This is a genomic window from Methylococcus geothermalis, assembly GCF_012769535.1.
Taxonomy (GTDB): Bacteria; Pseudomonadota; Gammaproteobacteria; order Methylococcales; family Methylococcaceae; genus Methylococcus; species Methylococcus geothermalis.
On record NZ_CP046565.1, the window covers coordinates 1,478,312 to 1,503,245 of the forward strand.

A 24,934-nucleotide genomic window follows, 5' to 3' on the forward strand; every position below is an offset into this window, starting at 1 on the left:
CCCGGAGCGCCTGCACCGTTTCAGCGCAGGGTCCAGGCATAGGTGAACAGGCCCAAGCCGAGCGCCGCCAGCAGCCAGACCAGTGCCGACTGGGCGAAGGCGGTGCCCAGGATCGCGGCGCTCAGGACCAGCGAACCGCCGCCGATGCCGCCCAGGATGCGGCGCTGCCCCTGGCGGACTTCCCGGCTCAGGGCGCGCAGTTCGTCCGAGCGGATAGGGAGTTCGAGCCTGCCGTTCACCGCGCGGTCCAGCGCCTGGTAGCCCAAGCCCGGCACTTCCGGCCACTGCTGGGCCCATTCGGGAAGCTTGGCGCCCAGCTTCTTGACCGTGGACTTCGGTCCCCGGTCTTCCTGGAACCAGTGTTCGAGGAAAGGTTTGGCCGTCTGCCAGAGATCGAGTTCGGGGTAGAGTTCCCTTCCCAAGCCTTCGATGTTGAGGAGGGTCTTCTGCAGCAGCACCAATTGGGGCTGCACTTCCATGTCGAAGCGCCGGGCCACCTGGAACAGCCGCAGCAGCACCTGGCCGTAGGAGATTTCCTTCAGCGGCTTCTCGAAGATCGGTTCGCTGACGCTGCGGATGGCCGATTCGAATTCCTCGATCCGGGTGGTGCGCGGCACCCAGCCGGATTCGACGTGCATCTCGGCGACGCGGCGGTAGTCCCGGTTGAAGAAGGCCAGGAAATTCTCCGCGACGTAGTACTGGTCGGCCTTGGAGATGCTGCCGACGATGCCGAAATCGACCGCGATGTAGCGCGCATCGGGGGTGGCGAAGATATTGCCGGGATGCATGTCGGCATGGAAGAAGCTGTCGCGGAACACCTGGGTGAAGAAGATTTCCACTCCGCGTTCGGCCAGCAGCTTGAGGTCGACGCCTTCACGCCTGAGCTGTGCGATGTCGCCGATGGGGATGCCGGCGATGCGCTCCATCACCATCACGTCGCGACGGGTGTAATCCCAGTAGACCTTGGGGATGTAGAGAATCTCGGAAGTCTCGAAGCGGCGCCGGATCTCGGCGGCGTTGGCGGCTTCCCGCACCAGGTCCAGTTCGTCGAGGATGGTCTTCTCGAATTCGGCGACGACCTCGGTCGGGCGGAGCCGTCGGGCGTCCGGCCAGAACCGGTGGGCCATGCCGGCCAAGGCATAGAGCAGTTCGATGTCCGCCTCGATGCGTTTCTGGACGCCGGGCCGCAGCACCTTGACCACGACGTCCTCGCCGCTGTGCAGCCGGGCGGCATGCACCTGGGCGACCGAGGCCGAGGCGAGCGGCTCCTCGTCGAAGAACCGGAACAGCGTCCCGACCGGCTGGCCCAAAGCGGCTTCGATCATCCGGCGGGCCTCGAGGCCGGGGAAGGGAGGCACGCGGTCCTGCAGCTTGACCAGTTCCTCGCCGATGTCGTCGGGCAGCAGGTCCCGGCGGGTCGAGAGTGTCTGGCCGAATTTGACGAAAATCGGCCCGAGTTCCTCCAGCGCCTGGCGGATGCGCACCGCGCGCGGCGCTTCGAGGTTGCGAGCGCGCAGCCCCGCCGGGAAACGGGCGGCATAGCGCAGCGGGCGGTACAGATGGGTGGCTTCGACCAGTTCGTCGAGTCCGTGGCGGACCAGGACCTGCTGGATGTGCAGTAAGCGGCTGACGAGTCGGATCGGGATCACGGCGTTTTCGGCTGAAGGTGGCGGGGGGCGGCATGCAGCGTTTTTTCGAGACGGGCAAGCCGGGCTTCCAGCCGTGCGACGCCGTCGCGCAGCTGGTCGACCGCCGTGTACATGGCATCGGCCTCGGGGCCGGCGGGGACGATCCGGGTCTCCTCCTGCAGTAGTTCGCGGAGGTCCAGGCGCACGCTGGTGCCGACGTCGGCGCTCCAGCTCTGGAGCATCCGCCCCGCGTCGGCGATTTCCCTGGCCGCCGGTGGTCCCAGATAGCGTCCGATGATCGCTTCCCAGGGGATATCGAGGTCTTTCAATAATTCGGAAAACTTGCGCGCGGTTTCGGTATCGCCCTCCAGCACCAGTGATCCGGCCGTGCCGGGGCCGACGTTGTCCCGGCTCAGCGCCATCCGCGCCAGCGTCAGGGGGGAGCCCGCGATCACGGCGTCGGGCGTGGCCGTGCTTTCCCGCAGCACCTGGATGCCGTCGGGGGTGGGGCAGAACAAGAGGCCGAGGCCGGGGGGCGTCAGCACCAAAGCAACGGATTTGCCGGCGAGTGCCTCCAGCCGCATGCGGCTCGATGCACCCAAGGCGACATAGCGCGACAAGGCCTTCTCCAGGGCGCCGCTCAAGGCGGCCGCGAGCAGGAGTTTCAGGGTCCCGGCCATGCTCAGAGCTTGTAGCCCCGGTGCACGGCGACGATGCCCTGCATCAGGTCGAAGTATTCGCAGCGCTCGAAGCCGGCCTGCTGCATCATGGCCTTGAGTTGCTCCTGATTGGGGTGCATGCGGATCGACTCGGCCAGGTAGCGGTAGCTCTCGCTGTCGTTCGCGACGAGCTTGCCCAGGAACGGCAGCACCTTGAACGAGTACAGGTCGTAGGCCTTCTTGAGCAGTTCGTTGTGGACCTCGGAGAATTCCAGCACGATGACCCGTCCCCCCGGCTTCAGGGCGCGGTACATGGACTTCAAGGCTTCTTCCTTGTGGGTGACGTTGCGCAGGCCGAAGCCGATGCTGATGCAGTCGAAGCTGTTGTCCGGAAAGGGCAGTTTTTCCGCGTCGATCTGGGCGTAAGCCACCGATTCGGCGAGGCCTTCGTCGATGATGCGGTCGCGGCCGCGCCCCAGCATTTCCGCGTTGATGTCGGACAGCACCACGAATCCCTTGGCGCCGACGCGCCTGCGGAACAGGGCCGTCAGGTCGCCGGTGCCGCCGGCCAGGTCCAGCACCTTCTCGCCGTAGCGGACATGTGCCAGATCGACCGCGATCCGTTTCCAGATGCGGTGGACGCCCATCGACATCAGGTCGTTCATGACGTCGTACTTGCCGGCGACGGAGTCGAACACGGCGCGGACCATGCTCGCTTTTTCGCCCTCGGGCACGGTGCGGAAGCCGAAGTGGGTGGTATTGTCGCTCATGCGTATTCTCGAAAAAGGACTTAAGGCGTTAGGTCAGTGGCCGGTTTTGCGGCTGCAGCCCGCCGCCGAGACTTTGCCGAGGTACTCGCGCCACAGGGTGGTGTAGTGACGGCCGAGGTCGTACAGCAGCTTCCAGGTATAGATGCCGGTGTCGTGGCCGTCGCTGAAGGTCGGCTTGATGCCGTAGTTGCCGACCGGATCGATGGCCGTGATGGTCACGTCTTCCTTGTTCAGCTGCAGGGTTTCCTGCCCGGGACCGTGGCCGCGCACTTCCGCCGAGGGCGAATACACACGCAGGTATTCGCAGGGCAGTTCGAAGCGGCTGCCGTCGTCGAAGGATACTTCGAGCAGCCGGCTCTCCCGGTGCAGGGTGATGGCTAAGGGGGTCGGATCGCTCATGGTCACAGGATGTAGCGGCTGAGGTCTTCGTCCTGAGCCAGGGAGCCCAGGTGGGCGTCGACGTAGGCTGCGTCGATCGTGATGCTGTGGCCCGCGCGGTCTGGCGCGTCGAAGGAGATTTCTTCCAGCAGGCGCTCCAATACCGTGTGCAGCCGGCGGGCGCCGATGTTCTCGGTGCGCTCGTTCACCTCCCAACTGATCTGGGCGATGCGGCGGATGGCGCTGTCGGCGAATTCCAGGTTGACGCCTTCGGTCGCCAGCAAGGCGGTGTATTGCGCGGTCAGCGAGGCGTCCGGCTCGGTGAGGATGCGCACGAAGTCGTCGGCCGACAGCGGGCTCAGCTCCACACGGATCGGAAACCGCCCCTGCAGCTCCGGGATCAGATCGGACGGCTTGGCCAGATGGAAGGCCCCGGAAGCGATGAACAGGATATGGTCAGTGCGGATGGCGCCGTACTTGGTGCTGACGGTGCTGCCTTCGACCAGCGGCAGCAAGTCGCGCTGCACGCCTTCGCGGGAAATGTCCGGACCGCCGTATTCGCCGCGCTTGCAGATCTTGTCCAGCTCGTCGAGGAAGACGATGCCGTTCTGCTCCACCGCCTGGACGGCCCGCAGCTTGATCTCTTCCTCGTTGACCATTTTCCCTGCCTCTTCTTCCTTGAGGAGCTTGAGCGCATCCCCAACCCGCAGCTTGCGGTTCTTCGTGCGCCCCGACTGCATGTTCTGGAACAGGTTCTGCAACTGGCTGCTCATTTCTTCGAGGCCGGGCGGCGCCATGATCTCCACACCGATCGGGGCGGCCGAGACGTCGATTTCGATCTCCTTGTCGTCCAGTTCGCCGCTGCGCAGCTTCTGCCGGAACTTCTGCCGCGCCGGCGAATCGCCCTCCTCGTCGGCGTTCCAGGTGCTGGCGTGCGGCACCAGCACGTCGAGCACGCGCTCTTCGGCGGCGGCCTCGGCCCGGCTCTGCACCTTGGCCATTTCGGCCTGGCGGATCATCTTGATCGCCGCATCGATCAGGTCGCGGATGATGGATTCGACGTCGCGGCCGACATAGCCGACTTCGGTGAACTTGGTCGCCTCGATCTTGATGAATGGCGCGTTGGCCAGCCGGGCCAGGCGGCGGGCGATCTCGGTCTTGCCGACGCCGGTCGGGCCGATCATCAGGATGTTCTTGGGCGTGATCTCGTCCCTCAGCGGCTGGCCGATGTTGGCCCGGCGCCAGCGGTTGCGCAGCGCGATGGCGACGGCGCGTTTGGCCTCGGCCTGGCCGACGATGTGCTTGTCCAGTTCGTGGACGATTTCGCGGGGAGTCATCTGGCTCATGCTGGGGTACTGGAATTCTGCGCGATCTCGAGTTCTTCGATGGTCAGATTGCGGTTGGTGTAAATGCAGATGTCGGCCGCGATGTTGAGCGAACGCTCGACGATGTCGCGGGCACCCAGTTCGGTGTTTTCGAGCAGGGCGCGGGCCGCCGACTGGGCAAACGGGCCGCCCGAGCCGATGGCGATCAGGCCGTTCTCCGGCTCGATGACGTCGCCATTGCCGGAAATGATGAGCGAGGCTTTGTCGTCGGCGATGGCCAGCAAGGCTTCCAGCCGGCGCAGCATGCGGTCGGTGCGCCAATCCTTGACCAGTTCCACCGCGGCTTTGGTGAGGTTGCCACGATGCTTTTCCAGCTGGTTTTCGAAGCGCTCGAACAGGGTGAAGGCGTCCGCCGTGGCGCCGGCGAAACCGGCCAGCACCCGTCCGTTATAGAGGCGCCGCACCTTGCGGGCATTGCCCTTCATTACCGTGTTGCCGAGCGTGACCTGGCCGTCGCCGCCGATCACTACCTGGTTGCCCCGGCGGACGGAGACGATGGTTGTGCCGTGAAAATCTTCCACAGGATTTCTAAAGTCGTGGGTGAAACATCGGCATTCTATACGAATGCGCAACAATCGTCCGTGTGGCGTTTACTTTAAGGGTTCCGAACGGCTCCGGAGGAATTCGACGACGTTTTCGATCCCGATCTGCTGGCTGTCTGCGTCTCGGCGCCCCTTGTATTCCAGGGTGCCGGCGTCCAGTCCGCGCTCACTGACGACGATGCGATGTGGAATGCCGATCAGCTCCATGTCGGCGAACATCACGCCGGGGCGGGCCTTGCGGTCATCGTACAGCACCTCGAATCCGGCGGCCGAGAGTTCGGCGTAGAGCCGGTCGGCGGCGACTTGCACGCGCTCGGAGGTCTGCATGTTGATCGGGCACAGGGCGACCTGGAATGGCGCCAGGGCTTCCGGCCAGAGGATGCCGCGTTCGTCGTGGTTCTGTTCGATCGCTGCCGCGACCACCCGCGACACGCCGATGCCGTAGCAGCCCATCACCATGACCTGGCTGCGGCCCTCCTCGTTGAGCACGGTGGCGTTGAGCGCGGCGCTGTACTTGGTGCCGAGCTGGAAAATGTGGCCGACTTCGATGCCGCGGGCGATGCTCAAGACCCCTAAGCCGTCCGGACTGGGGTCGCCCTCGACCACGTTGCGGAGGTCGCGCAGATACTCGTCCTGCGGGAGCGGCAGGTCGCGCTCCCAGTTGACCCCGGTGAAGTGGAAGCCGGCCTCGTTGGCGCCGCAGACGAAATCGCTCATCGCGGCCACGGCGCGGTCGGCATAGACTGGGCCGAAAGCGGCCTCGGCCGGCAGGTTCAGCGGACCGATGTAGCCGGGACGGCAGCCCATGTGGCGCTCGATCTCGTCCTCGCTGGCGAAGCGGAACCGGCCCAGCACCTTGCCCAGCTTGATCTCGTTCAGCTCGTGGTCGCCGCGCAGCAGGACCTTCACGAACACGTCCCGGTCCAGGCCGTCGGCATCGACGATGGTCTGCATGACGGCGATGGTCTTGAGGATTTTGTCGGCGGGAACCCCGAGGAATTCGCTCACCTCGGCGATGGTTTTCTTGCCCGGCGTCTCGACCTTGAGCAGCTCGGCGGTTGGAGCCGAACGTGGCGTTGCGGGCGCCACGGCCTCGGCCTGTTCGATGTTGGCGGCGTAATCGCTGGCCGTGGAGAAGGCGATGGCATCCTCGCCGGAATCGGCCAGCACATGGAACTCGTGCGAATGGCTGCCGCCGATGGCGCCGGTGTCGGCCAGGACGGGGCGGAATTTCAGGCCCAGCCGGCTGAAGATGTTGCTGTAAGCCAGATACATGGCGTCGTAGGTCTGGGCCAGCGACTCGTTGTCCAGATGGAAGGAATAGGCATCCTTCATGAGGAATTCGCGCGCCCGCATCACGCCGAAGCGCGGCCGGATCTCGTCGCGGAATTTGGTCTGGATCTGGTAGAAATTGACCGGGAGCTGTTTGTAGCTCTTCAGCTCGTTGCGGGCCAGATCGGTGATGATTTCCTCATGGGTCGGGCCCAGGCAGAACGCCCGGTCGTGGCGGTCATTGATGCGCGCCAGCTCCGGTCCGTACTGCTCCCAGCGTCCCGACTCCTGCCACAGCTCGGCCGGCTGCACCACCGGCATCAGCACTTCCAGTGCCCCGGCCCGGTCCATCTCCTCGCGCACCACCCGCTCGACCTTGCGCAAGACCTTCAATCCCAGCGGCAGCCAAGTGTAGAGCCCGGCCGCCAGCTTCCGGATCAGGCCGGCGCGCAGCATGAGCTGATGGCTGACGATCTCGGCGTCGGACGGGGTTTCCTTGAGGGTGTTCAGGGGGAACTGGGAGGTGCGCATGGGGAAGTATCTAGGCGGCTGGAAAATTTTTTATTTTATCGATAGATGGCGGATCAAGTCAGCAAGATTTTGGCTGGGCGCGCCGGAGCCGCGATGGGTGCCGCAGCCGCAGACTATGGCGCGCTCGTCGGTCCGGCATACCGCGCCCGGTACCGTTTGCAGCCAGTCGGCCTGGCAGTCGTCGGTTGCATGGCGGACCGGGTGGGAACGTGCTGCGCCTGGGTTTCACCGCGGCGCAGAGCTCAATGGGTTCGCTGCCAGATCAGTTCGCCGTTGCGGTACACCTCCTTGATGCGATGCAGAGGGATGGTACGCAACTCGCCCAAGTGGTCAATCCATTCAAACGCGTTCGGCGGGTCCTCGGGAAACGCCAGTTCTGCAAGCGGCACCTGCACAATGCGGCGCTCGATACGGTCGTAGTAGCCGATGCGGAATTCCGCGCGGCCGAATTCCGCATCCCAGCGTATGCGATGGAGCAGATCTTGAATCGGTATCATGGCTGGGAAATTGGTCTTCGACCCGCTCCGAGATCACAGAGACCGCCGCTAAGCGAACTTTATTCATTGAAGGGCTGAGGCGTTAAGCCTTCGCCATCGTCCCCCGGCGGCATGGTCGTCAATGAATGTGCATCTCCCGATTGTTGGCCTTATCGCTTCTTTCCAGCAGATATCTGTCCTGATCACCGGGCAGGGGCTTGCCGTCGCCGCTGAGATAGATCAGGGTGCCTTCGTCCCGGATGGCGAGGCGGCGCGGTGGGGCGTCCTTGTTGGGGGTCAGCACGACCAGGCCGTTTTTGTCATCCCACTGGTATCTGCCTTTTTCGAAGGACTCCCGGTTTTGCGGCTTTGCGGGCTGGATGACCAGGAGATACCGGTTCTTGTCGTTCAACGACAGGGTCATCTTCAATCCGTTGCAATTTTCTTCCTGGCACGGCAGGTAGCCGTAAAAGACGCCACGGAATTTGCCCGCTGATTCCTCGGCACCAGCATGTGCCGAATGGTCCATTGCGCCGTGTTGGTTCAGTTCACGTGCCTTGAGGGCTTTTTCCTGGAGCTCTTTGTCGCTTTCCGCCCCGGCGGGCGGGATCGCGCTAAGTAGCGCGCCGAAAACGAGGAAGGGGACCTGCTTGATCATTTTTCCGTTCAATGTTCGCATATTAGGAATTTCTGGGTATCGGTTCATCCCGCGCCCTCGAGATGCCGAGCGTCCAGGAGCGACGCCCGCACCGCGGAGGCGCTGGCGGACACGAAGCCGGCGCAAGGCCGGGCCGCGTTCGCCAACGCTGGATTTTTACACATACTCCTACTTCCAGGGCATAGCCGCCTGCGCTTGGCCACGCCCGCCGCGCTTTCGTGTCTTGCGCAAGCGGGCACTGATAGCCGGGCGCGCATCTGGCCAGGTCCTGTCGAAGGCGGCGCAGACGAATGGATTGGCATCTGTCTACGGGTCGGCGCTCCGCTGAACGATCCGCACGCCTCTGGCAACCTCCAGCCACCGGCCTCCGGGATCGAATGGCGATATCACCGGAAACTTATATACAATGCTGCCAAGGGCATCCCGTCCGCCATGCGTGCGGGCGCCCGTCCACCACGAGCCTCCCGGCTGGCGGCGCCCGCAGCAGGAGAAGGTTCGCCATAACTAGAGCGACCTTGAGGTCGAAAGGAGGGGTTATGCCATCCAGCATCCATGTGTCACGCCGCCGTTTTCTCCGCCAGACCGGTCTGGGTCTGTTCGCTCTCGCCGGGGTGCCGGCCTGGGCACAGGCCATGACCATGCCGACCGGCCCGAAGCTCAGCCCGAACAAGGCATCGCCCGCGTTCGTCCCGGACGTGGAAATCGAGCTGGTGGCACGCCAGTCCTCGGTGGCTATCCTGCCCGGCCAGCCGACGCGGGTTCAGCAGTACGTCGCACGCTTGGTGAAAGGCCCGGAAGGCACGTTGACCAACCTGCCGGGGTCTTACCTCGGCCCGGTGATGCGCCTGAGCAAGGGCCAGAAGGTGCGCATTCATTTCCGCAACGAGCTGTCCGAGCCGACCATCGCGCACTGGCACGGCATGCATGTTCCCGCGCTGATGGACGGCCACCCGATGTACGCGATGGATCCGGGAGAGACTTTCGTTTACGAATTCGAGGTGCTCAACCGTGCGAGTCTGAACATCTATCATCCGCATCCGCACGAGATGACCGGACGGCAGGTCTATCACGGCCTGGCCGGTGGCATCCTGGTGAACGACGAGGAAGAGGCGGCACTGGGCCTGCCCGCGGGGGAATACGAGATCCCCCTCGTGCTGCAGGACCGGCGCTTCGACGCCGACAACCAGCTCGTCTATGTCCGCCACATGCACGAGCGGATGATGGGGTTTCATGGCGATCGCATCCTGGTCAACGGCCGGCCGGACTTCGCGGTCGAGGTGGCGAGCCGGGCCTACCGGCTGCGCATCATGAACGGCTCGAACGCCCGCATCTACAAGCTGGGCTGGGACGACGGCACGCCCTTGACGGTCATCGGTACCGACGGCGGCTTGCTGGAGGCGCCGGAGGTCAAGCCCTATGTGATGCTCGCGCCGGGCGAGCGGCTGGACGTCTGGGCGGATTTCAGCGGGCGCGGGGTGGGTTCGCAGATGGTGATGCGGAGCCTGCCGTTTTCGGGTGCTCTCCCGATGATGGCGCGGCGGATGATGGGCGAGATGATGCACAGCTCCTTGCCGCTGGGCAGCGATTACCCGCTGTTCACGGTCCGGGTGACCCGGCGGGTGAGCGAAAGCCCCAGCCTGCCGAGGCGCCTTGCGAAGCTTTCCCGCTACACCCTGGCCGATACCGCCAATCCGGACAAGCCGCTGCCTCTGGAGATTTCCGAAGGGCCGATGTCCATGCTGCTCAACCGTCGCCCGTATGCCCACGACGACCTGCAGCCGTTCGAGCGGATTCCGCTGGGCAGCATTCAACTGCTGGAGATATTCCACGGCCACGGCCGTTCGGGAGAGGGCATGGAGCATGGCGGCGGGCCAGGCATGGGCATGCACGGTGGCATGGGCATGATGGGGCATCGCGGCATGGGGATGATGGGAGGACACGGCGGCGGCATGGAGGGTGGCATGGGCATGATGATGTCGATGGCGCATCCCATCCATCTGCACGGCCAGTCCTTCCAGGTCGTCAGCCGCACGGTGAGCGGCGCGGTGCTGGAGGACTATGCGAGCGTGCGTGAGGGCTTCGTCGACAGCGGCTGGAAGGACACCGTGCTGACGATGCCCGGCGAACGGATTCGCCTGATCAAGCCATTCCAGGACTTCAAGGGCCTGTTCATGTACCACTGCCACAACCTGGAGCACGAGGACATGGGTATGATGCGCGAGTTTTCCATCGAATGAACGAAGTTCGGACGGGACAAGGAGCGTCCTGCCCGAACTTGCGAGGCACGTCGTCTTTTCCTGCGCCCCCCAAGAACGCCGGTGAGCGTTGCCCACCGGTTTTCACACGATTGATCCCTCCCGGAGTTTGGTCTACGCATGTGGACTCGTTGTTGAATTGGTAAATACGACTCATTATCATTCGTATTGGACGGCATGTCAGTTTCACCGTTTGGATAGCCGTGCCTTTTCGATCAACAAGACCATGCGAGCCCCCTATGAGATTTCACCGCCTTTTCCCGCCATCCTCTTTGGGTTGGTTGTGTGCTTTGATTCCGCTATGCCTGACTCCGGCGAATGCTGCACCGCCGGACCCTTTCGAGGGATCGCGGCATATATTGACCGTGAAGTTCAACGTCAACCGGCCCGTTACGGACACGGAGGACCAATTCCGGGCCGTTCTCCAGCTCATGGACGCCATCGACGGCGAAACGGCGGGCGTGGCCGAACATCACCCGGCCAAGGACGCCACCTGCGACCAGTGCCACGTCAAGGATTCCATCTCCGTGGACCATGGCGGCCTGATGATCAATGAAGCGAGCCCGGCCAAGAGTTGTGAAAAGGCCGGCTGCCATAGCCTGACGGTGGCGGGGGAGATGCCGTTCTACGTCAAACCGTTTGCATCGCTGGATGAAACCAAGAATGCCAAACTGGCGAAGCAGCGCCTCGCGGCGGCGCGGGATCTGTTGCAATACACCGCCTCGCTCAAGAATAGTGCGGTGGTGCGGCTGGGCGGATTGCCCAAGATCAGAGATTTTGCGATCGACATCCGCGCCCAGGACAAGCGCATCAACAACCTGACGCACGATGTGCCGCTGGTTTTCTTCGAGCCGAAAAATGCCTTCGAAGTGAAGAAAAACGGGGATTTGCTGCCCCAGTATGCCGCCGGTCTGTCGAACGAGGTGCTGTCCCTGGTGGCGCAGGACATGAGTGTCGCTACCCGGCTGGACGGGACGGTGGAAGCCAGGATGGCCAAGGCTTCCGATGTGTACAAGTACCTGTCGCTCGCGGATCGCGATCTGTCCATACAGCATCTGCTGACGAATTCGCAGCTCGTGCTGCGTTATCTGGCGACCCTGCCGGTCGATACCGCCGATTTCGTCTCGTCCCGGCTGGCGGAAGATTTTCCCGCTGCCGTGCTCAAGACGGACGCTACGGCCGGCGAGGCCGCGACCGGCCTTCGCCGCACCATCACCTGGGAAATTCCGGCGGCGGCCAATGACGGGGTGAAGGCCGCCACGATCATATTCCAGCGCAACGAGGAGGGCAGCCGGACCCAGCCCTCGACGCAATTGCAGTTCCAGCGGCTGGCCGGCTCCATGCGCGGCACCGCCGTCCGGATGCTCGAACTCTTCCAGGAACGTTATTCCGCGTTCGCCGCCGATCATGCCCGCTTCACGTTGACCTATCAGGCCAGCCAGGAGGCGGACAAGAGCCTGCTGACCACGGCGATCGGGAATTCCAGGGAAGCTGCGGCTGCGGGCGAACTCAGGCGGACTCTGGCGCACAACGAAAACACGGCCACTGGCACCCTGCCGGCGCCGGGCCAAGTGGGGGCGGCCCTCGGCGCCGCCAAGGAGATCGCGGCGGCGAATCCTGCCGTGATCCGCAGGCTCCGCAGCACGCTGCGCTTCAAGCCCGATCTGACGACCGTGTCCCAGATCAGCGGCGAGGTGCTATTGGGCTCGCTGCCCCGCGTCTGGGTGTCGGCTGGCCGGACCGAAGTTGCCGAAGGAAGCGGAGAGCGCTTGGTTTTCACCGTGTCTCGCGAGACGCCGACCGACAAGTCCTTGACCGTTCATCTGACGCTGGGCGGCAGCGCTCAGCCGGGCAAGGATTACCTCAAGCCCAAGCTTCGGGTCACCCTGCCAAAGGGCGTCGCCAGCGTGGACGTTTCGGTGAAGCTGCGCAACGACCGCCTCGTCGAAGGGGCGGAAACGATGACCCTGGCCATTGCGGGAAGGAAGGAATACACCCGCTTGCCGGCCTCGGATGCAACGGTCACCATTGCCGATGATGATTGATCGCCCGCCGGAAAGCCGGAGGCGGTGAAAAAGGCCGGCAGCGTGGCAATGGGAGGCAGGGGGGCATTAAAATCACTGCCTCCCGGCCTGCTCTCGCCGCCGGTTCCTCCCTACCATCCTTCGGCATTCTCTATATGCGTATCGGAACCCCAAATTCGCACTCCGCCGTCCGGGTGCTGCTCCTGGGCAGCGGTGAACTCGGTAAGGAAGTGGTGATCTCCTTGCAGCGCTATGGTGTCGAGGTGATCGCCGTCGACCGCTATCCCGGCGCCCCGGCGCACCAGGTTGCCCACCGCGCCCATGTCGTCGACATGACGGATGCGGCGGCGATCCGGACGCTCATCGAGCGCGAGCGTCCGCATTTCATCGTGCCGGAGATCGAGGCGATCGCCACCGATGCCCTTGCCGACATCGAGCGGCTGGGGCTGGCGAAGATCGTGCCCAATGCCCGTGCGGTGAGGCTCACCATGAACCGTGAAGGCATCCGGCGATTGGCGGCGGAAGAACTGGGCCTGCCGACATCGCCCTATGCGTTTGCCGATTCCTGCGACGCCTTGGCCGAAGCGGCGGCGAAGATCGGTTTCCCCTGCTTCGTCAAACCCATCATGTCGTCCTCCGGCAAAGGCCAGTCGATGCTGAAGGGTCCCGACGATGTTGAAGCGGCCTGGGCCCATGCGAGGGAAGGCGGGCGGGTCAAAGCTTGCCGCGTCATCGTCGAAGGCAGGATCGAGTTCGATTTCGAGATCACCCTGCTGACGGTGCGTTCACCGACTCCGGCAGGCGATGCCGGGATAGCATTCTGCGAGCCGATCGGCCACCGCCAGCAGGGCGGGGATTATGTGGAAAGCTGGCAGCCGCAGCCCCTGAACCCGAAAGCCAGGGAGCGGGCCGAGGCGATTGCCCGCTCGGTAGTCGATGCTTTGGGGGGGCGAGGGCTGTTCGGTGTCGAACTGTTCGTCCGGGGCGACGAGGTCTGGTTCAGCGAAGTGAGCCCGCGCCCGCACGACACCGGGATGGTGACCATGATCAGTCAGGCGCAAAACGAATTCGAACTGCACGTCCGCGCGATCCTGGGGCTTCCGGTCGACACCGCTTTAAGGCGCCCCGGTGCCAGCGCCGTGATTTACGGCGGGATGGCCGCGGAAGGCATCGCTTTCGAGGGACTGGAGCAGGCGTTGAGCGTGCCGGAATCCGAGATTCGCCTGTTCGGCAAGCCGGAAGCGTTTCCGCGGCGGCGGATGGGCGTCGCTCTGGCGGCGGCGGATACGGTGGATGAGGCCCGGCGCCGGGCGGCTCAGGCGGCATCGGCGGTACGGCCGGTGGCGGTTCCGGCGTGAGACTTGTCTGGATCGACGATGCGGTGGTATAACCGCGCTCGTTTTGATTCGAGAAAAAGACGGAAAAACATGCGGATAAAACGACGTCTTTGGATCGCGCTGATGCTGGGGGGGTTGCCGGCGGCGCAGGTTTCGGCAGATGTCTACAAGTTCGTCGACAAGAAGGGCCATGTCTATTACACCGACCGGCCCCAGCACAACGGCTACCGGCTGATCGCCACGACCAAGGTGGCCGGCAAACTGGGGTCGCCGCCGCCGCTGCCCGCCGTGGCGCGGCCCCATCGGGTGTCGGTTTCCCTCGAGCGGAACCGTGAAATCCTGGCGCCGCTGATCGCGGAAGTGGCCGAGCGCTATCATCTCGACCCGCTGCTGCTGCATGCGATGATCCAGGCCGAGTCCGCATACAACGCTGAGGCGGTTTCAGGCAAGGGAGCGGTCGGACTGATGCAGTTGATGCCCGACACCGCGGCGCGCTATGGCGTGCGGGACCGGACGGATCCGGTGGAGAACGTCCACGGCGGCGCCCGCTACCTGAGCGACCTCATCGGCATGTTCAACGACGTGAGTCTGGCGGTCGCTGCCTACAATGCCGGCGAGAACAACATCATCAAATATGGCAACCGGGTTCCGCCCTTCCCCGAAACCCAGGATTACCTGAACCGGGTGATCGAGTACTACAATCGCCTGAACTGAGGCCGTACGGCAGCGGCCTCCTCAAACGACGGCTACGCCGCAGCGCCGCAGCAGTTCGGTGAGCAGAATGAGGGGCAGGCCGACCAAGGCATTCGGATCGTCGCCCTCGATGCGCTCCAGCAGGGCTATACCCAATCCTTCCGACTTGAAAGCGCCGGCGCAGTCGTAAGGTTGGTCGATCGCGACATAGCGCTCGATCAGGCGCCGGTCCAGGCGCCTGAAATGCACCCGGCAGCGGTCGAGGCCGGCATGGCTGATGCCGCGACGGGCGTCGTACACGCATAGTCCCGTCAGAAAAGTCACGATTTTCCCCGAGGCCTGCTGCAACTGGGCCACGGCGTTTTCGTGGTTTCCGGGTTTGCCCAGCCGCCGCTCTCCCAGAACGGCGACCTGATCCGAACCGATGATCAGGTGGTCGGGATAGGCTGGCGCCAGCGCCTGCGCCTTCTGGCACGACAGCCGCAAGGCAAGATCCGCCGGATCCTCGCCCGGCAAGGCAGACTCGTCGATGTTGGGCGACACCGGGGTAAAAGCCAGTCCGAGTTTGCTTAGCAATTCGCGGCGGTAGCTCGAACCGGAGGCAAGCACGAGCGGCTGCAGCGAAGGCGAGGAAGCCTGCATGGCGGTGTTCCAAGCTTTGACAGAAGTTGGATTTGGCCTGTATTATTGCACGATTATGCTTCCCCACCTGCCTGAATTCGTCGATCCGCTGGATTTCGCGGACAAGCGTCGCCGGTTGGCGGGTGAGATGCCGCTGGCACTGTTCGACCGTATCCAGGAGTTCTTGTTCGAGAAAGCCGGGAACATCAGGGTCGAGCTGGATTTCGGCAAGGACGGCCGAGGGTCGGTGGTGACCGGCCGAGTGGAAGCCGATCTCGTGCTGCAATGCCAGCTCTGCCTGGAGCCGCTGCCGTGGGCGGTGCGGTCGCCGGTGTCGCTGGGCGTGGTGGCTTCACTGGAGGAAGCCGATCGCCTGTCCGGGTCTTACGAGCCGCTGCTGTTCGACGGCGGAGCGCCGATTCGGCTGTCCGACCTGGTTCAGGACGAACTGGTCCTGGCCATCCCGCTGATACCGCAGCATCCGAACTGCGGGGAGGCGGCGCATGGCGGACCGCGGCCGGCGGTCAGGCAAAGGGAAAACCCCTTTGCCGTGCTGGCGCAATTGAAAAACAACGATAGCAAGTCTTCTTAAGGAGTCATCATGGCTGTTCAGCAAAATCGCAAGACCCGTTCGAAGCGCGGCATGCGGCGGTCGCACGACGCATTGAGCGCAAGTGCTCTGTCGGTCGAGTCCAATACCGGCGAAACCCATCTCCGCCACCATGTGAGCCCGGACGGTTACTACCGTGGTCGCCGTGTCGTCGCGCCGAAGCGCGGCGACGAAACCGAAGAATAAGCATCGACCTTTCGGTCTTGCGGTTTAGTATCCTCTCTTTGACTTTTGATGGCGGTGCATGCGGCGCGGTGACGGTATGACGACCATCGCTTTGGACGCGATGGGTGGTGACCACGGACCTCAGGTCGTGGTGCCCGCGGCTTTGGACAGTCTGCAACGGAACCCGTTGCTGCGGCTCGTGCTGGTGGGCGACGAGACCGTGCTGCGCGGGTACCTCAAGGACGCCCCGGCCCGGTTTGGAGAACGGCTGAAGGTGCGCCATGCTTCTCAGGTGGTGGAAATGCACGACCAGCCATCCAAGGCGCTTCGCACCAAGAAAGACTCGTCGATGCGGGTGGCCATCGATCTGGTCAAGCAGGGGGAGGCCGATGCCTGCGTGAGCGCGGGGAATACCGGTGCGCTGATGGCAATCGCCAAATTCGTCCTGAAGACCATACCCGGCATCGACCGGCCGGCGATCATCGCTGCCGTGCCTTCCATGACAGGGCATACCCACGTGCTCGATCTCGGCGCGAATGTCGACTGTACCGCTGAGCACCTTTATCAGTTCGCCGTCATGGGCTACGAATTGGTGCGGGCCGTGGAGGAGCGGGAGCACCCCACCGTCGGTCTCCTTAACATCGGCGAAGAGGAAATCAAGGGGAACGAACAGGTGAAGCGGGCCGCCGAACTGCTCAACGGAGCGCACGTCAATTTCGTCGGCTTCGTCGAGGGCAACGACATTTTCAAGGGCAGTGTCGACATCGTCGTGACCGACGGCTTCGTCGGAAACGTCGCGCTGAAAAGTAGCGAAGGCTTGGCGAAAATGATTTCCCATTTCATCAAGCGGGAATTTTCCAGCAGTTGGCTGACCAAGCTCGCCGGCCTGGTGGCGCTTCCCGTACTCAATGCCTTCAAGCGCCGGATCGATCCTCGCCAGTACAATGGCGCCAGCCTCCTCGGCCTGCGCGGCATCGTGATCAAGAGCCATGGCAACGCGGACCGCTTTTCCTTCGCCAACGCCGTCGCGATCGCAGTGAAAGAGGTCGAGAAAGCCGTCCCGGACCGCATCGGCGAGCGCGTGACGGATGTCTTCGCCGCGAGGAACCTGGCGTGAGCCGATACTCGCGCATTGCGGGCACCGGCGGTTATCTCCCCCGTGAGGTGGTGACCAACGACGACCTCGCCATGCGGGTCGAAACTTCGGACGAATGGATCGTCGAGCGGACCGGTATCCGCCGCCGTCATATCGCTGCTCCCGACGAAACCGCGTCCAGCATGGCTGAAATCGCTTCCCGGCAGGCATTGGAAGCGGCCGCCATCGATCCGCACGATCTCGATCTGATCATCCTCGCGACGAGTTCGCCGGACCGGGTCTTTCCCAGCACGGCGTGCCTGCTGCAGCAGCGGCTGGGTGTGCGTAGTTGCGCGGCTTTCGATGTGCAGGCGGCATGCTCGGGCTTCATATTCGCCTTGAGCATCGCCGATCAATACATTTCCGCCGGCAATGCCAACCGCGTCCTGGTGGTCGGCACCGAAGTCAATTCCCGTTCCGTAGACTGGGACGACCGCTCGACCTGCATTCTGTTCGGCGACGGTGCCGGTGCCGTGGTGCTCGAGTCTTCCACCGAGCCCGGCATCATGAGCACCCATATCCATTCCGACGGCCACTACCAGGACCTGCTGTATCTGCCCAATCCCGCCAGCAACGGCGAGGGAAGCGACGAAAGCCGCACCATTCGGATGCAGGGCAGCGAGGTTTTCAAGGTCGCAGTCAACACGCTCGGCCGCATCGTCGATGAAACCCTGGAGCAGAATGGCCTTCAGAAATCCGACGTGGACTGGCTGGTGCCCCACCAGGCCAATATCCGCATCATCGCGGCGACCGCGAAAAAGCTCCAGTTGCCCATGGAGCGCGTCGTCGTGACGGTGGACGAGCAAGGCAATACCTCTTCCGCCTCAATTCCTCTTGCATTCGACGAGGCCGTTCGCGACGGCCGCATCAGGCGCGGGCAAACCGTGCTGATGGAAGCCTTTGGCGGCGGGTTCGCCTGGGGTTCCGCTCTTCTGCGCTATTAATAAAAAGACGTTTTGCAATGCCCAATATCGACAACGGCCTCGCTTTCCTTTTTCCGGGGCAGGGCTCCCAATCCATCGGCATGCTGGCGGACCTCGCCGCGGCGTATCCGGTGGTCGGACGGACCTTTGCCGAGGCCTCGGAAGTGCTGGGATTCGACCTCTGGCAGCTGGTCCAGGAGGGTCCCGAAGAAGAACTCGACCAGACCGTCAATACCCAGCCGGCGATGCTTGCCGCAGGTGTCGCGACCTGGCGGATCTGGTGTGAAGCGAGCGAGCGGCGTCCCGCGTGGATGGCGGGCCATAGCCTGGGAGAATATTCGGCGCTGGTCGCCGCCGGTGCGCTCGGGTTCGCCGATGCGGTGAAGCTGGCGGCCCAGCGCGGACGGTTGATGCAGGAAGCCGTGCCGCCCGGCAAGGGGGCCATGGCCGCCGTTCTGGGTTTGGATGATCCCCAGGTGGTCGCCGCTTGCAAGGAAGCCTCCACTGCGGATTCGGTCGTGACGCCGGCCAATTTCAACGCGCCGGGCCAAGTGGTGATCGCCGGTGTAAGCAGCGCGGTCGAGCGCGCGATCGCGGCGGCCAAGGCGTTGGGCGCCAAACGAGCGGTGCTGCTTCCGGTCAGTGTGCCCTCCCATTGCGCATTGATGGCGCCTGCCGCTGAAAAATTCGCAGCCCTGCTGTCGGAAACGCCGTTCGATTCCCCCCATGACCGGATCGGCGTGGTGCACAACGTCGACGTCGCCATGCACCCGTCTCCCGAGGTGATTCGGGCCGTACTGGCCCAGCAGATTTCCCATCCCGTGCGCTGGTCCGAAACGATCCGCTTCCTCAGCGACCAGGGCGTCAGGCGCTTCGTGGAATGCGGCCCCGGCAAGGTTCTGGCCGGCCTCAACAAGCGCATCGTCAGCGGCGAAGCGACGCTGGCCATCGTGGATCAGGATTCGTTTAATAAAGCCCTGGAGTCGATTCGATGACGGACCAGATTGCAATTGTCACAGGCGCCAGCCGGGGTATCGGCCAAGCCATTGCCCACCGCTTGGCGCGGGCCGGCCATACGGTGATCGGCACCGCGACCTCGGAAGGAGGCGCAGCGGCCATAGGCGCAGGCTTGGGCGATGCCGGCTTGCCCGGCTGCGGGCGGGTGTTGGACGTGAGTGATCCTCAGTCGGTCGAGGCATTCGTCGCCGCCGTCGGCGAGGAGTTCGGCGTGCCGACGATCCTGGTCAACAACGCCGGCATCACCCGCGACGGCCTGTTGATGCGCATGAAGGACGAAGACTGGAATGCGATCATCGACACCAACCTGTCCTCGGTCTACCGCATGAGCAAGGCATGCCTCAAGGGCATGATGAAGGCGCGCACCGGCCGCATCGTCAACATCACCTCCGTCGTGGGGTTGACCGGCAACGCCGGGCAGACCAACTACGCGGCGGCCAAGGCCGGCATCATCGGCTTCACCAAGTCTCTGGCCAAGGAGATCGGGTCGCGCGGCATCACCGTGAATTCGGTGGCGCCGGGTTTCATCGATACCGATATGACCCGTGCCTTGCCGGAGGCGCACAAGACGGCCCTGCTGACCTCCATTCCGCTGGGGCGGCTGGGCCGGGCCGAGGAAATCGCCGGGGCCGTGGCCTTTCTATGCTCCGACGATGCGGCCTACATCACCGGCGAAACCCTGCATGTCAATGGCGGCATGTTCATGCCATAAGCGGCTTTTATTGCCAGAAATTGCTTGTGTTCGCGGGAATTCACACTAAAATCTCCGCACCTCTAAACTTGAATAACACTGAGGACAAAAAACGATGAGTGATATAGCAGAACGTGTAAAGAAGATCGTCGCCGAACAGTTGGGCGTGAAGGACGAAATCTCGAACGAGGCTTCCTTTGTGGACGATCTGGGCGCCGATTCTCTGGACACGGTCGAGCTGGTCATGGCTCTCGAAGAAGAGTTCGAGTGCGAAATTCCTGACGAGGACGCCGAAAAGATCACCACGGTTCAGCAGGCGATCGATTACATCCAGAGCCATACCTGATCCGCTTTACCGTTCCATCAGCCCCACGGGACATCGTCATCCGGTGGGGTCTTCTTTCGTTGACCTCCAGGTAATTCAGCGTGAGCAAGCGTCGCGTCGTCATCACCGGACTGGGAATGGTCTGTCCGGTCGGCCTCAATGTACCCGAAAGCTGGGATAGCATCCTGAACGGCCGCAGCGGAATCGGCCCGATCGAGCATTTCGATGTGTCCGGCTTCGCCACCCGTTTCGGCGGCAGCGTGCGCAACTTCGATGTCACCCAGTATCTGCCCGAAAAAGAAGCCAAGAAGATGGATACCTTCATCCATTACGGCATGGCGGCGGGCAGCCAGGCGTTCGAAGACGCCGGACTCGAGGTCACCGAAGCCAATGCCGACCGGATCGGCGTCTGTATCGGTTCGGGCATCGGCGGGATCACCGGCATCGAGCACGGCTATGGCGTATTTCTCAAAGGCGGACCCCGCAAGATTTCACCCTTCTTCGTGCCGGCCAACATCATCAACATGATTTCCGGCAATCTGTCCATCAAGTACGGCTTGAAAGGGCCGAATTATGCCATCGTGACCGCCTGCGCCACGGCGACCCACAGCATCGGCAGTGCGGCCAGGGTGATCCAGTATGGCGATGCCGACGTGATGGTGGCCGGCGGCGCCGAAATGGCGAGTTCGCCGACAGCGCTGGGCGGCTTTGTCTCGGCCCGTGCCCTGTCGCGCCGCAACGATGACCCGCCGCGGGCGAGCCGGCCCTGGGACAAGGATCGCGATGGTTTCGTGCTGGGTGACGGCGCCGGCGTGGTGGTGCTGGAAGAGTTGGAACACGCCAGGAAGCGCGGTGCCCGCATCTATGCGGAAGTGATCGGCTTCGGCATGTCGGGTGATGCTCATCACATGACGCAGCCGCCGGAAGACGGGGAAGGCGCCGCGCGCTGCATGATGCACGCGATGCGCGATGCCGGCGTCAATCCGGAAGACATCGATTACATCAATGCGCACGGCACCTCGACGCCAGCCGGCGATCTCGCCGAAACCCGCGCCATGAAGGCAGTGCTGGGTCCGCATGCCTATACCACCGCGATCAGTTCGACCAAGTCCATGACCGGTCATTTGCTCGGCGCGGCGGGCGGGATCGAGGCGATCTTCTCGGTGCTGGCAATCCGGGACAGCGTGGTGCCGCCGACCATCAATCTGGATACGCCCGATCCGGAGTGCGATTTGGACTACGTACCCCATACCGCCAGGCACAAAGACCTCGACGTGGTCATGTCCAATTCCTTTGGTTTCGGCGGCACCAACGCGACGCTGATCTTCAAGAAATTCGCCTAGGCGCGGAGGGTTTTCCCCGGCTTCTACGCCTCGCTCCACTTCTGCCGGATTCCGTCTCCATGAGAGTCCTGGTCAACGGTCGTCCCGCCGAGTGTGTCGATGCGCGCGACCGGGGGTTTCAATATGGCGACGGCGTATTCACGACCCTCCGCGTGAGCGGCGGACGGCCGCTCCTGCTGTCCCGGCATCTCGACCGTCTCGCCGATGCCTGCTCCCGGCTCGGCATCCCCTATCCCGGCGATGAGTCGCTTCTCGCCGACCTGCAGCTGCTTGGACCGGAAGCGGCCGAGGGGGTGGTGAAGATACAGATCACCCGCGGCATCGGCGGACGCGGCTACCGGCCGGTGACGGACGGCGAGCCGACGCGCGTGGTTTCGCTCCATTCCGCCCCTGAATTTCCGCGGGCATATTACCGCTACGGCGTGAGTGCGATGCATTGCCGTACGCCGCTCGGTGTCAATGCCGCGCTCGCCGGGATCAAGCACATGAACCGGCTGGAGCAGGTGCTCGGACGGGGGGAGTGGGCCGACGAATACCAGGAAGGCGTGATGTGCGACACTGAAGGCTTCGTCGTCGAGGGCACCATGAGCAATGTTTTTCTTGCGAAGTCCGGTAGGATCGAAACTCCCCTCATCGACCGCTGCGGCGTGAATGGTGTGATGAGGCGTCTGGTCCTGGAAATCGCGTCTTCCCAAGGGGTCGAAGTGCGTGAAAGGCGCATCCGGCCGGAAGAGCTGGCGTCCGCCGATGAAGTCTTTTTGACCAACTGTGTCATCGGCATCTGGCCGGTGGCACGGCTGGCTGACCGGAGTTACCCGGTGGGGGAGGTGACGCGCATGCTGAGTGCGCGGGTGGCCGACTGCCAGCGAGGTGTGCTGTCCGAATGAAGCGTGCCGCCGCCATAGTGCTGATTCTCGCGGCAGCGGTCGTCATCGCTGCGGTGAACGATTTTCTCAAGTCGATCGAGCGGCCGGTCGCCAACGCGGAGCCGGTGGTGTTCGAGATCGCTCGGGGGCAGGGCCTGAAGGATATCGCCTCCGGACTGAGGCAGGCGGGCGTGATCGACGAGCCCTGGTGGTTCGTATTGCTTGCCTGGGAGGAAGGCCAGGCGCACAAGCTGAAGTCCGGGGAATACGAGATTCCTCCGGGCATCGACCGGCGCCGGCTGCTGGCGCTGTTCGCCTCCGGCAGGGTCCGCCAGCATGCCGTGACCCTCGTCGAAGGCTGGACCTTCCGTCAGATGCTGGCGGCGCTGCAGTCACAGCCGGCGCTGGAGCACCGCATCGTGGCGGAAAGTGACGTCGCTGCGTTGATGCGGATGCTGGCAAGGGCGGAGCTGGATCCGGAAGGGCGGTTTTTCCCCGATACCTATTTCTTCACCAAGGGCACGCCGGACGTCGAAATTCTCAAGCGAGCCTACGACCGCATGGCGGCGGTGCTGGCCGCGGAATGGCGGCGCAGGGTCGCCGAGCTTCCCTACCGCACGCCGGACGATGCCCTGATCATGGCCTCCATCATAGAAAAGGAGACCGCGCGGCCGGAAGAACGGCGCGAAGTGGCCGGGGTCCTCGTCCGCCGGCTTCGGGCCGGCATGCCGTTGCAGGTCGATCCGACCGTCATCTACGGACTCGGCGAGCGCTATAACGGCAACCTGCGGCGCGAAGACCTCAAAGCGGATACACCCTACAACACCTATCTGCACCGAGGCCTGCCGCCTGCGCCGATCGCAGCGCCGGGGCTGGCCTCGCTGCGGGCCGCGCTGAACCCGGCGCCGGGTGACAGCCTGTACTACGTCGCGCGCGGCGATGGTGGCCACCGCTTTTCGCGGACTTGGGACGAACATAGGGAAGCGGTCGATCGGTACCAGAAGAGCAAGCAGCCATGACACCCGGCAAATTCATCACGCTGGAAGGTGGCGAGGGCGTCGGCAAGACCACCAACCTCGATTTCGTCGTGAGGCGGCTGCGCGAACGCGGGCTGGAGGCCGTTGCGACGCGGGAGCCGGGGGGCACCGTTTTCGGCGAGGCGGTGCGGGGGATTTTCCTGCATCAGGAGGAAGTGCGGCCGGAAGCCGAGTTGCTGCTGCTGTTCGCGGCCCGGGTCCATCATCTTCGGGAGGTGGTCGAGCCGGCCTTGCGGCGCGGCGCCTGGGTGGTATGCGACCGCTTCACCGATGCCAGCTATGCCTACCAGGGCGCCGGGCGGGGCATCGAGCGATCGGTCATCGATTTTCTGCGGGACTGGATCCAGGCCGGGCTGAAGCCCGATCTGACCCTGCTGCTGGATGCGCCGGTGGACACCGGTCTGAAGCGGGCGCACCAGCGCAGCGGGCCGGACCGGCTGGAAAAGGAGAACATGGCTTTTTTTATGCGGGTGCGGGAAGGCTATCTGGCGTTGGCGCAGGCCGAGCCCGATCGGATACGGGTGATCGATGCCGCCCAGCCGTTGGCCTTGGTGCAGGCGGCGATAGCATCGCAAGTGGATTGGCTGTTTTCCGATCATGTCTGATCTGGTGGGGCGTTATCCTTGGCTGGAGCCGGCCCATGACCGGCTGAGGGCGTATCTGGCTTCCGGGCGACTGCCGCAAGGGCTTCTGATTTCAGGTGCCGCGGGTGTGGGGAAGGGCGCGCTGGCCGATGATTTCGCTCGCCGGCTGCTGTGCAGCCGAGCGTCAGTCGACGGTGCTTGCGGCGTCTGCGCGGCCTGTCGTCTGGTGGCGGCAGGCAGCCATCCGGACTACCTGCATGTCGAGCCGGAGGAAGCGGGAAAGCGCATCACCGTCGATTTGATCCGCCGGCTGATCGACAGGCTTTCGCTCAAGCCGCAGTACGGTGCTGCCCGGGTCGTGGTCATCCGTCCGGCGCACGCCATGAACACGGCGGCCGCCAACAGCCTGCTAAAGACCCTGGAAGAGCCCGATCCCCGTACCCTGTTCGTCCTCATCAGCGAACGGCCTGCACAGCTGCCGGCGACGGTGTTGAGCCGTTGCCAGCGGCTGGAGGTGGCGTTGCCGGAGCGGGAGGACGCGCTGCGCTGGCTGGCCGGACAGGGTTTCGGTGAGAACGCCGAGGCGTTGCTGGCGATGGCCAACGGCGCGCCGCTCCGTGCGGCCGAGCTGCATGGCGGCGATCTGGTCCAGCGCCGGAGGAAGGTATTCGAAGACTGGATCGCGGTGTCCCGGCAAGCGGCTGATCCGCTCGCGGTCGCCGAGCAATGGGCCAAGGAGGACGGCGAGACCGTCACCGGCTGGCTGCAGAGCTGGATCACGGACCTCATCCGCGTCGGCAGCAGTCGGACGCCGGCAGGGGGCCGGTTGGCCAATGCCGATCTGGAACAGGAATTGCGGCCATTGGCGGAGGGCCTGGAACTTCGCGGCCTGTTCCGGCGGCTCGATGAAATCGAAACCGCGCGGCGGAGTCTGGAAGGTCAAGCCAACCGGCAACTGATCATGGAAGATATCCTGATAAACTGGAGCCGGTTCAGGTGACCGGGAGCA

The 24,934-nt window shown here is 63.9% G+C and carries 26 protein-coding genes; 16 read left to right on the forward strand and 10 right to left on the reverse strand.

The window, feature by feature from the left end:
* Positions 1–20: 20 nt before the first annotated feature.
* From ubiB to GNH96_RS07120, 9 genes are all read right to left on the reverse strand, one after another.
* On the reverse strand, positions 21–1,649 hold the full coding sequence (gene ubiB, locus GNH96_RS07080) for a ubiquinone biosynthesis regulatory protein kinase UbiB (protein WP_169603033.1): 1,629 nt from the start codon (positions 1,647–1,649) through the stop codon (positions 21–23).
* Positions 1,646–2,308, reverse strand: coding sequence for a ubiquinone biosynthesis accessory factor UbiJ (locus tag GNH96_RS07085; RefSeq protein ID WP_169603034.1), 663 nt, complete (start codon positions 2,306–2,308; stop codon positions 1,646–1,648). Before GNH96_RS07085 ends, ubiB begins: the two co-directional genes overlap by 4 nt.
* A gap of 2 nt (positions 2,309–2,310) precedes the next feature.
* Positions 2,311–3,057 (reverse strand): bifunctional demethylmenaquinone methyltransferase/2-methoxy-6-polyprenyl-1,4-benzoquinol methylase UbiE, encoded by a 747-nt coding sequence (ubiE, locus tag GNH96_RS07090; protein WP_169603035.1) that lies wholly within the window; start codon positions 3,055–3,057, stop codon positions 2,311–2,313.
* Between the two features lie 33 nt (positions 3,058–3,090).
* Positions 3,091–3,456 (reverse strand): gamma-butyrobetaine hydroxylase-like domain-containing protein, encoded by a 366-nt coding sequence (locus GNH96_RS07095; protein WP_169603036.1) that lies wholly within the window; start codon positions 3,454–3,456, stop codon positions 3,091–3,093.
* 2 nt (positions 3,457–3,458) lie between these two features.
* Positions 3,459–4,781: an ATP-dependent protease ATPase subunit HslU gene (gene hslU, locus GNH96_RS07100; RefSeq protein ID WP_169603037.1), complete on the reverse strand. Its 1,323-nt coding sequence runs from the start codon at positions 4,779–4,781 to the stop codon at positions 3,459–3,461.
* Positions 4,778–5,341, reverse strand: coding sequence for an ATP-dependent protease subunit HslV (hslV, locus tag GNH96_RS07105; RefSeq protein WP_169603038.1), 564 nt, complete (start codon positions 5,339–5,341; stop codon positions 4,778–4,780). The genes hslU and hslV overlap by 4 nt, the downstream gene beginning before the upstream one ends.
* Before the next feature lie 69 nt (positions 5,342–5,410).
* Positions 5,411–7,165: a proline--tRNA ligase gene (locus GNH96_RS07110; RefSeq protein WP_169603039.1), complete on the reverse strand. Its 1,755-nt coding sequence runs from the start codon at positions 7,163–7,165 to the stop codon at positions 5,411–5,413.
* 242 nt (positions 7,166–7,407) lie between these two features.
* The gene (locus tag GNH96_RS07115) at positions 7,408–7,662 is read right to left on the reverse strand and encodes a DUF504 domain-containing protein (RefSeq protein WP_169603040.1); all 255 of its coding nucleotides are present in this window, start codon (positions 7,660–7,662) and stop codon (positions 7,408–7,410) included.
* Positions 7,663–7,780: 118 nt separating this feature from the next.
* Positions 7,781–8,299, reverse strand: coding sequence for a copper resistance protein NlpE (locus tag GNH96_RS07120; RefSeq protein ID WP_228720063.1), 519 nt, complete (start codon positions 8,297–8,299; stop codon positions 7,781–7,783).
* 536 nt (positions 8,300–8,835) lie between these two features.
* Here GNH96_RS07120 and GNH96_RS07125 point away from each other — a divergent pair.
* The 4 genes from GNH96_RS07125 (at position 8,836) to GNH96_RS07140 (ending at position 14,629) form a co-directional block, all read left to right on the forward strand.
* Entirely contained in the window at positions 8,836–10,536 is a 1,701-nt protein-coding gene (locus GNH96_RS07125) for a multicopper oxidase family protein (RefSeq protein ID WP_169603041.1), read from the forward strand.
* A 383-nt stretch (positions 10,537–10,919) separates the two neighbouring features.
* Positions 10,920–12,599: a Calx-beta domain-containing protein gene (locus GNH96_RS07130; RefSeq protein WP_228720086.1), complete on the forward strand. Its 1,680-nt coding sequence runs from the start codon at positions 10,920–10,922 to the stop codon at positions 12,597–12,599.
* Between the two features lie 134 nt (positions 12,600–12,733).
* Positions 12,734–13,936, forward strand: coding sequence for a formate-dependent phosphoribosylglycinamide formyltransferase (gene purT, locus GNH96_RS07135; RefSeq protein WP_169603043.1), 1,203 nt, complete (start codon positions 12,734–12,736; stop codon positions 13,934–13,936).
* A 69-nt stretch (positions 13,937–14,005) separates the two neighbouring features.
* Positions 14,006–14,629: a lytic transglycosylase domain-containing protein gene (locus GNH96_RS07140; RefSeq protein ID WP_169603044.1), complete on the forward strand. Its 624-nt coding sequence runs from the start codon at positions 14,006–14,008 to the stop codon at positions 14,627–14,629.
* A 21-nt stretch (positions 14,630–14,650) separates the two neighbouring features.
* Here the strand turns inward: GNH96_RS07140 and GNH96_RS07145 are convergent, their stop codons facing one another.
* Positions 14,651–15,250: a Maf family protein gene (locus tag GNH96_RS07145; protein ID WP_169603045.1), complete on the reverse strand. Its 600-nt coding sequence runs from the start codon at positions 15,248–15,250 to the stop codon at positions 14,651–14,653.
* A 55-nt stretch (positions 15,251–15,305) separates the two neighbouring features.
* Between GNH96_RS07145 and GNH96_RS07150 the strand changes: the two genes are divergently transcribed.
* The 12 genes from GNH96_RS07150 to GNH96_RS07205 all read left to right on the forward strand — a co-directional run bounded on the left by GNH96_RS07150 (position 15,306) and on the right by GNH96_RS07205 (position 24,925).
* Positions 15,306–15,821, forward strand: coding sequence for a YceD family protein (locus GNH96_RS07150; RefSeq protein WP_169603046.1), 516 nt, complete (start codon positions 15,306–15,308; stop codon positions 15,819–15,821).
* Between the two features lie 9 nt (positions 15,822–15,830).
* A complete protein-coding gene (gene rpmF / locus GNH96_RS07155; RefSeq protein ID WP_169603047.1) occupies positions 15,831–16,025 on the forward strand; it encodes a 50S ribosomal protein L32 in 195 nt (64 codons plus the stop codon).
* 76 nt (positions 16,026–16,101) lie between these two features.
* Positions 16,102–17,121 (forward strand): phosphate acyltransferase PlsX, encoded by a 1,020-nt coding sequence (gene plsX, locus GNH96_RS07160; RefSeq protein ID WP_169603048.1) that lies wholly within the window; start codon positions 16,102–16,104, stop codon positions 17,119–17,121.
* On the forward strand, positions 17,118–18,083 hold the full coding sequence (locus GNH96_RS07165; RefSeq protein WP_169603049.1) for a beta-ketoacyl-ACP synthase III: 966 nt from the start codon (positions 17,118–17,120) through the stop codon (positions 18,081–18,083). The genes plsX and GNH96_RS07165 overlap by 4 nt, the downstream gene beginning before the upstream one ends.
* Before the next feature lie 17 nt (positions 18,084–18,100).
* On the forward strand, positions 18,101–19,057 hold the full coding sequence (fabD, locus tag GNH96_RS07170) for an ACP S-malonyltransferase (protein ID WP_169603050.1): 957 nt from the start codon (positions 18,101–18,103) through the stop codon (positions 19,055–19,057).
* Positions 19,054–19,791, forward strand: coding sequence for a 3-oxoacyl-ACP reductase FabG (fabG, locus tag GNH96_RS07175; protein ID WP_169603051.1), 738 nt, complete (start codon positions 19,054–19,056; stop codon positions 19,789–19,791). Before fabD ends, fabG begins: the two co-directional genes overlap by 4 nt.
* Before the next feature lie 94 nt (positions 19,792–19,885).
* Positions 19,886–20,116 (forward strand): acyl carrier protein, encoded by a 231-nt coding sequence (gene acpP / locus GNH96_RS07180; protein ID WP_010961245.1) that lies wholly within the window; start codon positions 19,886–19,888, stop codon positions 20,114–20,116.
* An 80-nt stretch (positions 20,117–20,196) separates the two neighbouring features.
* Positions 20,197–21,438: a beta-ketoacyl-ACP synthase II gene (gene fabF, locus GNH96_RS07185; protein ID WP_169603052.1), complete on the forward strand. Its 1,242-nt coding sequence runs from the start codon at positions 20,197–20,199 to the stop codon at positions 21,436–21,438.
* A gap of 59 nt (positions 21,439–21,497) precedes the next feature.
* Entirely contained in the window at positions 21,498–22,325 is an 828-nt protein-coding gene (gene pabC / locus GNH96_RS07190) for an aminodeoxychorismate lyase (RefSeq protein ID WP_169603053.1), read from the forward strand.
* Positions 22,322–23,323 carry an endolytic transglycosylase MltG gene (gene mltG, locus GNH96_RS07195; RefSeq protein WP_169603054.1) on the forward strand — a complete coding sequence of 334 codons (1,002 nt, stop codon included), beginning with the start codon at positions 22,322–22,324 and terminating at the stop codon, positions 23,321–23,323. Before pabC ends, mltG begins: the two co-directional genes overlap by 4 nt.
* The gene (gene tmk, locus GNH96_RS07200; RefSeq protein ID WP_169603055.1) at positions 23,320–23,946 is read left to right on the forward strand and encodes a dTMP kinase; all 627 of its coding nucleotides are present in this window, start codon (positions 23,320–23,322) and stop codon (positions 23,944–23,946) included. The genes mltG and tmk overlap by 4 nt, the downstream gene beginning before the upstream one ends.
* Positions 23,939–24,925 (forward strand): DNA polymerase III subunit delta', encoded by a 987-nt coding sequence (locus tag GNH96_RS07205; protein WP_169603056.1) that lies wholly within the window; start codon positions 23,939–23,941, stop codon positions 24,923–24,925. The genes tmk and GNH96_RS07205 overlap by 8 nt, the downstream gene beginning before the upstream one ends.
* Positions 24,926–24,934 lie beyond the last annotated feature (9 nt).

Excerpts from the sequence above, each read along its gene's own strand:
- mltG (WP_169603054.1), top strand. The coding sequence starts at position 22,322 with ATGAAGCGTGCCGCCGCCATAGTGCTGATTCTCGCGGCAGCGGTCGTC.
- rpmF (WP_169603047.1), top strand. The coding sequence starts at position 15,831 with ATGGCTGTTCAGCAAAATCGCAAGACCCGTTCGAAGCGCGGCATGCGG.
- ubiE (WP_169603035.1), bottom strand. The coding sequence starts at position 3,057 with ATGAGCGACAATACCACCCACTTCGGCTTCCGCACCGTGCCCGAGGGC.
- fabG (WP_169603051.1), top strand. The coding sequence starts at position 19,054 with ATGACGGACCAGATTGCAATTGTCACAGGCGCCAGCCGGGGTATCGGC.
- GNH96_RS07125 (WP_169603041.1), top strand. The coding sequence starts at position 8,836 with ATGCCATCCAGCATCCATGTGTCACGCCGCCGTTTTCTCCGCCAGACC.
- GNH96_RS07085 (WP_169603034.1), bottom strand. The coding sequence starts at position 2,308 with ATGGCCGGGACCCTGAAACTCCTGCTCGCGGCCGCCTTGAGCGGCGCC.
- GNH96_RS07140 (WP_169603044.1), top strand. The coding sequence starts at position 14,006 with ATGCGGATAAAACGACGTCTTTGGATCGCGCTGATGCTGGGGGGGTTG.
- GNH96_RS07110 (WP_169603039.1), bottom strand. The coding sequence starts at position 7,165 with ATGCGCACCTCCCAGTTCCCCCTGAACACCCTCAAGGAAACCCCGTCC.
- plsX (WP_169603048.1), top strand. The coding sequence starts at position 16,102 with ATGACGACCATCGCTTTGGACGCGATGGGTGGTGACCACGGACCTCAG.
- GNH96_RS07205 (WP_169603056.1), top strand. The coding sequence starts at position 23,939 with ATGTCTGATCTGGTGGGGCGTTATCCTTGGCTGGAGCCGGCCCATGAC.
- GNH96_RS07095 (WP_169603036.1), bottom strand. The coding sequence starts at position 3,456 with ATGAGCGATCCGACCCCCTTAGCCATCACCCTGCACCGGGAGAGCCGG.
- hslU (WP_169603037.1), bottom strand. The coding sequence starts at position 4,781 with ATGAGCCAGATGACTCCCCGCGAAATCGTCCACGAACTGGACAAGCAC.
- GNH96_RS07150 (WP_169603046.1), top strand. The coding sequence starts at position 15,306 with ATGCTTCCCCACCTGCCTGAATTCGTCGATCCGCTGGATTTCGCGGAC.
- GNH96_RS07120 (WP_228720063.1), bottom strand. The coding sequence starts at position 8,299 with ATGATCAAGCAGGTCCCCTTCCTCGTTTTCGGCGCGCTACTTAGCGCG.
- tmk (WP_169603055.1), top strand. The coding sequence starts at position 23,320 with ATGACACCCGGCAAATTCATCACGCTGGAAGGTGGCGAGGGCGTCGGC.
- GNH96_RS07145 (WP_169603045.1), bottom strand. The coding sequence starts at position 15,250 with ATGCAGGCTTCCTCGCCTTCGCTGCAGCCGCTCGTGCTTGCCTCCGGT.
- GNH96_RS07115 (WP_169603040.1), bottom strand. The coding sequence starts at position 7,662 with ATGATACCGATTCAAGATCTGCTCCATCGCATACGCTGGGATGCGGAA.
- pabC (WP_169603053.1), top strand. The coding sequence starts at position 21,498 with ATGAGAGTCCTGGTCAACGGTCGTCCCGCCGAGTGTGTCGATGCGCGC.
- acpP (WP_010961245.1), top strand. The coding sequence starts at position 19,886 with ATGAGTGATATAGCAGAACGTGTAAAGAAGATCGTCGCCGAACAGTTG.
- purT (WP_169603043.1), top strand. The coding sequence starts at position 12,734 with ATGCGTATCGGAACCCCAAATTCGCACTCCGCCGTCCGGGTGCTGCTC.
- fabD (WP_169603050.1), top strand. The coding sequence starts at position 18,101 with ATGCCCAATATCGACAACGGCCTCGCTTTCCTTTTTCCGGGGCAGGGC.